This window comes from [Chlorobium] sp. 445 (genome assembly GCA_002763895.1).
In the GTDB taxonomy this organism is placed as follows: domain Bacteria; phylum Bacteroidota; class Chlorobiia; order Chlorobiales; family Thermochlorobacteraceae; genus Thermochlorobacter.
The window spans coordinates 42,773-50,387 of the sequence record NSLH01000018.1 but is presented as its reverse complement, the minus strand read 5'-3'; the positions used below and the strand labels follow the sequence as shown (position 1 = coordinate 50,387).

The window sequence follows — 7,615 nt, the reverse complement described above, 5'->3', positions numbered from 1 at the left end:
GATAGCCAACACTGAGCCATCGTAGTCGTTGCACGCATGAAGAAAAAACGGACGCGGGTTTCGCGTCTTGCAATTCACATACAGACGCTTTTCAGAACTTTGATAATGCACGCGTCCCCACGTCCACCAATTCGAGTCATCAAACGCTTTGATGCGGCGCGAAAGCAATCGTGATTTAAAGGGTTCGAGATATGGGTGTTTGATATTGAAAATCATGCGGCGAGTTTTGCCATCTTTGGCGGTGGTAGAGCAAACAAAATCGCGATTTCCGAATTCATCGTGAGTGAAAACTTCGTCATCGCCGCTGACGGCACCGACTTTCACGAAGAAAACATCGCTGAATGGAACAGTGTAGTTGGCTTTGAGGAAGAGCAGTTGTCCATTAACGCAGGTAAAGGTTCGCAAGGTTTCTTCTCCTTGTTCATCTGTGAAGTGTGTCTTTCGTGAAAAGTTCTGTGATTCAAATCGCCAGATGGCGCAGTTGGGCGTGTAGCCCTGAAAAATGCGCTGGTCGCCGAGTTCAATCCAATGTGTAATCGTACCTTGCGCAAAGAGCCAAGCGTTGAGTTTGCGGCTGGAGGTGGCTTTGAGAAAATCGCGTGGGGTGATAAAAATCAATTCGCCATGTGGCGCAAGATGCTGAACGCATTTTTCAATGAAGAAAAGGTAGAGGTTGCTGCGACCGTCAAAGCGTGTGAGCGAAAGTTTCTGTTTGGTGTCGGGATTGATGTCTTGAAAGCGCACATAAGGTGGATTGCCGATAATCGTCTCAAACTTTTCGGAAGTGGGCAAGTCGAAGAAATCCATCACAAGTGCGTGTGGTGGGGATTTTGTGGCGTCGAGTTCAATGGCGAGGCAGTCAGGAATGACGCTTGAAAATGCACCGTCGCCGCACGAGGGTTCCAGAACACGCCCCGAATTTTTCCGAAGCGACAGCATCAGGCTTACAATGAAAGGCGGCGTAAAGACTTGCCCAAGCGTTGTGACGTTCATTCAAATTACACCTTGCAACAGTTTGCGTTTGGCGAAGCCATTTTGCAAAAATGCCCTCAAAAACTCAGTGTTGCAATTAATCTGCATCAATCAGCTGTTGTTTCAGCTGACGACTTGCCATAGCGTAGCCGCCATCTGCGGCATCGACAAAATGAACCTCTTGACCGATATCGAGCTGAATGAGGCAAGTTAGCATCGCGCGATTAGAGACATGCATACCCCAGAAAATCAAGCCTTGCTTGCGAAGCTCTTCCAGTTTTTGCTCTAAGCATTCGCGCTCTTGGCGAGTGAGCGCAAAAATCGCATAAAAGCTGTGCTCGATTTTGCTGGTATCGCTGGAGAAGTAATTATCCTTGGGAATCTCATCAAGCTTTTTTTGCCAGCTGTAACGCGAATGCCCAGTTTGATAATAGCGGCAAGCATAAGCATCTGTGCCTTGATGGTCCAAAGCCACAGCTGATAGCGAAACCCACGTTTTTGGTTCGACATCGTGATAGCTTCTGTGCGAAGGTTCTTAGAGTCAAAATTCATCTTTTGCCCGTGAAGTCGAAGCGGATGTGCATCAGCTTTAGAGGGAATGCAGGTATCGAGAACTTGGAAGACTTGGTTCAGAGCGGAATCGTGTCGTGGACGCACAATCAGGGCGACAGTTTCTTCGCGTGGCGAAGGGAAATCTTGCCAGCGACAAGAAAAGCCGCGCATATCGGGCTGAACAATCGGCTCAGTGCGAAGGTCGAGCAGATAAGGCGATTGAGGGTTTTAAGCTCAGTCTCCATCCAGTCGACGCCAGAGCCGACCAAAACTGCTTGACGGTATTTTTCAGAGATGCGGACGACACTGCATTTTAACTCAAAACCGGCTTTGTAGATGTCGCAAACTGGAAAGATGGCAAGCCGATAATCAAAGCCGAAGATATCTTTGATTTCTTTGATGACCCCAGCGAGTATGGGTCGTACTTGGCTGTGTTTGGAGTGATGAATGGCTAGTGTGACGCCATCACCGCCAAAGAAGAAGGGGAAATTCATATTGCCGAGGGCGTTGGCGGCGGCAATTACCAGAAGCCCAGCTGAGGAGTTGACTTCCTTGTAGCGCCCTTCGAGAATGTTGCGTGTGGAGCCGACCATATCGCTTTTAATGACCAGCCAGTCGTCAGGTAAAGGATGCAGCCATTTGGGCAGAAGCGCCTCGGTGAAGTTAGGAGCTTCGGGCAGGTTTTTGTAGAAGTCTTCACTCACGGCACTGATAACTTTAGGGTGGGCGTTAGCAGTAGCAGACGAATCACGCTCACATCAAAGCGCGTACCAGTTTGGATTCTTGAAATCGAGGCTCTGAATAAAAAAACAATCTACTCAATTCTTTAAGTTAGCACCGAGATGAGAAAAATCCAAAAGTTGCATGAGTCAAAGATGCAGGTGCGGCGCGATAATGCACGCTATAACGAAAACAATCTTAATGGTATATCACATGCTTCGCGCTATAGTCATATTTCTACACGAAAATCAGTGTCACTCTGCAGCATCTTTAAGAACTGTCCTGACATCCACAGTGATTTTGCGCAGGCGCTGTGCCACGTCTGAAGACATGCTGTCCTGATAGCGTCCGCCGAGGTGTGTGGCAAGGAATTTTTCAGCGGCAGCCAGATATGCCATGTTGTTGACAGGATGCAAAAAGCCATGCCCTTCGTCAGGTGCACAGAGATACTCAACAGAGATGCCCTTTTTGCGCATAGCAGCAACAATTTGATCGGCTTCAGACTTTTTGACGCGTGGATCATTGGCGCCATGCACAATCATGAGCGGGGTTTTAATTTTCTCAACATGATTGAGCGGCGACTGACGTTCTAACTGCGCTCTGCCTTCAGGTGTGGTAGGATCACCAATACGCAGGTGAAAACTTCTGCGGGCGGCTTCCCAGTAAGGTGGAACAGACGCCAGTAAAGTGTTAAGGTTAGAGGGAGCCACGATGGCAACTGCCGCTCTATACAAATCTGGCGTGAAAGTAACACCAGCCAGTGTAGCATAGCCACCGTATGAGCCGCCAAGTATACCGACACGGTTAGAGTCGACAATGCCTTGTGCGACAAGATACTTGACGCCCCAAGTAATGTCATCTTGCATCAAGTCGCCCCATTGACGATTGCCAGCATTGAGAAATTGCTGACCATAGCCCGTGGAACCTCGGAAATTCATCTGCAGCACAGCATAGCCACGGTTAGACCAGAATTGTGCATTAGCGTTGTATCCCCATCGATCTCGCGCCCAAGGACCACCGTGGGGAATAACAAGCAGAGGTAAATTCTTAGGCTCTTGTCCTTTCGGCAGTGTCAGGTAGGCGGGAATCTCTAGTCCATCAGACGACTTGTAGGCGATTGGCACCATCGGTGAGAGCAGTTCAGGATCGAGCTTTGGACGTGGGCGGTACTGAAAAGTCAGTTTGCGCTTCTTGCGATCGAAGAGATAAACTGCTCCGGGATCAGTATCGCTGTACACATTGACCAGAGCAAATCGTTGCTTTTTATCCATTGAAGTGTAGGAGAATTCCTTGCCGGGAAACTGCGAGCGCAGGAAATTGTACTCTTCCTCCCAAGCTTTGTTGCGGAAATAAATCCGCTCCCGCGCATCCTCGTATTTGGTGTAAATCAGCTTGCGACTTAGATCATCAAAATAAGCTGAACCAAAATCTACGCGACCTAAAGGGTCTTTGTCGACGAGTGTCTCTTTACCCGTTGAAGGATCAAACAGAACCAGTTCAGTGAAGTTACGCCCTTTGTTAGTTACCATGTAAGGCAATTTGTTGTCTTTTGTAAAAGACACGATATAAGCAGATTCAAGCGAGCTAACTTCATAGATTTTGGTCAGTCCCTTTGCATCGACACGCAGGAATTCAGTTGAGCCATCGCTGCTATTGCGCAAGACAAAGCGTAAGTTTTCATCCCAGTCAAAAATAAAGCCGGTGAGGCGATCTGTGTTTTGGTAAATGAGTTTGCGGGCGCCAGTGGTAACATTCAGTTCGTAAAGATCGTGCCACGATGGATCGCGGTCGTTAAGACCTACCCAAAGTTTGTTAGGATTTTTTCTGGAGAGTCGGATAATGTTGGCACGAGTGTTTTCATAGGGAGTGAGGTTACGCGCTGGCGGAACACCATCGGGACCATTTGCAGCAAAAGGATTGACGGCATAGACATGATAATTTTCGTTACCGCCTTTATCTTGCAAATACAGCACAGATTTGCTGTCCCAAGTCCAGAAGTAATTAACAATTGGTCTGAGCGTGTCAGCCGTGATGGGGCGCGCTTTTTCGAACGGATCATTAAGGGCTTTAATCCAGATGTTCATCACACCTTTGTAGACCTTTCGGAAAGTCATCCAGCGCGCATCAGGGGAGATTTGACCACCGACGATTTCCGGGTTATCAAAAAAGATTTCGCGCTCAATCAGCGGAACTTGCTGAGCACATAGAGCAAGCGGTGTGAAACCAAGAAACAGCGCAAAGATGACGGGTTTCATACGCTTATTGTGATTTACCTTAGAGTTGTGTAGGAATACGAATATACTTAGACCGATTGTGAGGTAAAATATGTTAAGGCTTAACAAAATTCAACGTGTGCAATCAAGCCAGTTCATCATGCCAAAGTGGCGAAGGCGCGCGTAGCGTAGTGAGGCGTAAATTGAATGCCATGCTTAAGTTTCAGATGTGCAAGTGAGGCAATCATGGCGGCGTTGTCGGTTGAATAAATCGGCTTTGGAATGTGAAGTGCAAGTCCTTTTTCGGCACAGGCGCGCTCGAATTTTCGGCGCAGTTCAGAATTGGCACTCACGCCGCCCGCCACGCTGATGGTCTCTATGCCGTATTTCTGCGCGGCTTGAATGGTTTTTGACACCAAGACGGATGTAATAGCTTCTTGAATCGAGGCACAAATGTCGGCAAGATGCGTTTGAATAAAGTTGTCGGTTTGATTTGCAAGATACGTTTGAACTGATGTTTTCAATCCTGAAAAACTGAAATCGAAATTGTCGTCGTAGCCTTTGGTGAGGGCTTGCGGGAATTTGTGAAAATTCGGGTCGCCGTGTTTGGCAAGTCTGTCCATTTCGGGTCCAGCAGGATAAGGCAATCCGAGCATTTTGCCGGTTTTGTCGAAGGCTTCGCCGGCGGCATCGTCGATGGTGCGTCCGATGATGGTGTAGCTTAAGTCTTCACGGACGATTGCCAGCAGGGTATGTCCGCCCGACACTGTGAGCGAGAGAAAGGGAAACGATGGATACGGCTCTTCAATGAAGGTTGAAAAGATATGTGCTTCAATGTGATTGATGGGCACAAACGGTTTTTGCAGCGCGAAGGCAAAGGCTTGCGCAAAATTCAAGCCGACAAGCAAGGCGCCGATAAGTCCTGGTCCCGCCGTTGCGGCTATGAAATCGAGCTGAGACTTCTGTATATTTGATTTTTCTAAGGCTTGCTGCACAACTGTGATGATCAGCCGCTCATGTTCTCGCGACGCAAGTTCGGGAACAACGCCACCGAAGGCATGGTGCGCAAGTTGCGAACTAATGATGTTGGAAGCAACTTTGCCATCGATGAGCACAGCGGCGGAAGTTTCATCGCAACTGGTTTCAAGTCCGAGAATGGTCATAAAACAAACATTTTAGCAGTATGGAAAAGCCTCGCAAAGATAAGAAGACCTACTCAATGGTGCGCTTTTCGCGAATGTTTCTGTTTCTGATTGGCGCAAGTTTAGTCTTTCTTTTTCTGCCACGCATTGGTCAAATTCACTTGATTTACCATGTGCATCCGATGCTGTCGTTCTTGCTCACCATCGCTGGCGTTGTCATTTGCCTCTACGCTTTCATTGGCGGTGAGGGGCTATACTACAACTACACGATAAAAGAGGATACAAAGAAAAAGCAAAGTGAGGAGCAAGAAAAATCTTGAGAAAAAACCACGACTTTGAACAACTCATCCAGAAAAAATGACAACAGCGCTTTCGATCGAAGAACTCAACGCTAAAATCAGGCAAGAATCTGAATTTGTAAATCGTCTGCGAGCTGAAATTTCTAAGGCTGTCGTTGGGCAAAACTATGTGATCAATCGCTTGCTAATTGGTCTGCTCACCAATGGACATATTTTGCTTGAGGGTGTGCCCGGACTTGCCAAAACACTCACAGTCAGTTCATTAGCAAAGGCACTGAGTTTGAAATTCCAACGCATTCAGTTTACGCCCGATCTTCTACCGGCAGACCTCATTGGCACGATGATCTACAATCAAAAGGATATGAAGTTCTATACGAAGAAAGGACCGATTTTTGCGAACCTGATTTTAGCCGATGAAATCAACCGTTCGCCTGCAAAAGTGCAATCGGCACTTCTAGAAGCCATGCAAGAAAAGCAGGTAACGATTGGCGAAGAAACCTACAAACTCGATTCACCATTTTTGGTGCTGGCAACACAAAACCCCGTTGAGCAAGAAGGCACATACCCTTTGCCCGAAGCGCAAGTTGACCGCTTTATGATGAAACTCAAAGTGGGCTATCCTTCACGCGAAGATGAATTAGAGATTATGCGTCGCATGGCACGCACCGAGCCGCCCGAGCCGATTCAGCCAGTCATAACGCCAGAAGAGATTTTGCGCGCAAGAAAAGTCGTCGGTGAAGTCTACATTGACCCGAAAGTAGAACAGTACATTGTAGATATTGTGTTTGCAACTCGAGAGCCAGAAAAAGTAGGGCTAGCAGACCTCAAAGCGCTGATTGCCTACGGCGCATCACCGCGTGCGACGATTTACCTCAACCTTGCAGCGCGCGCACATGCCTTTCTTAATCAGCGTGGTTATACAACTCCCGAAGATGTCAAGACCGTCGCCTATGACATTATGCGGCATCGAATCATTCTAACCTATGAAGCTGAAGCGGAAGAAGTGCAACCTGAAGATGTGATTCGTCGAGTGCTCAACGCCGTGCCTGTGCCGTAGCAACCTACAATTGCATCCTTTACTGTGACGAAAAAAGCAAAAAAACAGCAGCCTGAAAAATTCTTAAAACTTCAATCCGAGCCGGGAGTTACACGTGTTGATCATCGCAATACACACGGCTGGCTAATGCGACTACACCATCAAGGCACAACCTACACCAAACTCTTCAGCGATGGGGTGTATGGGGGTGCAAAAAAAGCCCTCAAAGCTGCGCGCAAATACCGCAAACAACTTGGCAAAACGCTGGGCATTGAGTCGCTAAGCCAGCGCCGTAGAACACGTAGCGTCAGTTCGCGCAACACGGCAACGGGCGTGGTAGGGGTCTATCGGCTCACAAGCAAAGGCAAAAATGGCGTAGCGCGTCATTATTACGCAGCAAGTTGGAATCCGGAGCCGAACAAGGTGAAAACAAAGTCGTTCTCCATTGCAAAGTATGGCGAAGCTGAAGCGTTTCGTTTAGCCGTGGAGTATCGCCAAAACATGGTGGCGAAAATCATGGGGCGACAACCTGAAGTAGAGCGTGTACAATCAGCGCCACGCTATGCCCCTGCTGATGTAATCATAGCCAAAAACGAGGACGACAAAAAAACACGCAAAGCAAAAAGCAAGAAGAAAAAAAGACGCAAAGAAGCGCAAAGACAAAAAGAAAAAGTGAGGTAA

The 7,615-nt window shown here is 47.8% G+C and carries 8 protein-coding genes and 1 pseudogene; 3 read left to right on the top strand and 6 right to left on the bottom strand.

What is annotated here, in order from left to right; genetic code table 11:
* The 6 genes and pseudogenes from CMR00_08515 to tsaD all read right to left on the bottom strand — a co-directional run.
* A partial coding sequence (locus CMR00_08515; protein PIO47812.1) for an SAM-dependent methyltransferase occupies positions 1-993 on the bottom strand: 993 nt, incomplete at its 3' end.
* Between the two features lie 76 nt (positions 994-1,069).
* Positions 1,070-1,447 (bottom strand): hypothetical protein, encoded by a 378-nt coding sequence (locus tag CMR00_08510; GenBank protein ID PIO47811.1) that lies wholly within the window; start codon positions 1,445-1,447, stop codon positions 1,070-1,072.
* Positions 1,372-1,695: pseudogene (locus tag CMR00_08505) on the bottom strand (hypothetical protein). Before CMR00_08505 ends, CMR00_08510 begins: the two are co-directional and overlap by 76 nt.
* Positions 1,632-2,237, bottom strand: a complete 606-nt coding sequence (locus tag CMR00_08500; protein PIO47810.1) for a hypothetical protein — start codon at positions 2,235-2,237, stop codon at positions 1,632-1,634. The pseudogene CMR00_08505 and the gene CMR00_08500 overlap by 64 nt, the downstream one beginning before the upstream one ends.
* Before the next feature lie 261 nt (positions 2,238-2,498).
* Positions 2,499-4,499: a S9 family peptidase gene (locus CMR00_08495; GenBank protein PIO47809.1), complete on the bottom strand. Its 2,001-nt coding sequence runs from the start codon at positions 4,497-4,499 to the stop codon at positions 2,499-2,501.
* 116 nt (positions 4,500-4,615) lie between these two features.
* Complete coding sequence (gene tsaD / locus CMR00_08490) at positions 4,616-5,620, bottom strand: tRNA (adenosine(37)-N6)-threonylcarbamoyltransferase complex transferase subunit TsaD (GenBank protein ID PIO47808.1); 1,005 nt, start codon at positions 5,618-5,620, stop codon at positions 4,616-4,618.
* Between the two features lie 20 nt (positions 5,621-5,640).
* Between tsaD and CMR00_08485 the strand changes: the two genes are divergently transcribed.
* From CMR00_08485 to CMR00_08475, 3 genes are read left to right on the top strand one after another with little or no spacing between them, the layout of a single operon-like run.
* On the top strand, positions 5,641-5,919 hold the full coding sequence (locus CMR00_08485) for a hypothetical protein (GenBank protein PIO47807.1): 279 nt from the start codon (positions 5,641-5,643) through the stop codon (positions 5,917-5,919).
* A gap of 37 nt (positions 5,920-5,956) precedes the next feature.
* Entirely contained in the window at positions 5,957-6,955 is a 999-nt protein-coding gene (locus CMR00_08480) for an ATPase (GenBank protein ID PIO47806.1), read from the top strand.
* Between the two features lie 24 nt (positions 6,956-6,979).
* The gene (locus CMR00_08475) at positions 6,980-7,615 is read left to right on the top strand and encodes a hypothetical protein (GenBank protein ID PIO47805.1); all 636 of its coding nucleotides are present in this window, start codon (positions 6,980-6,982) and stop codon (positions 7,613-7,615) included.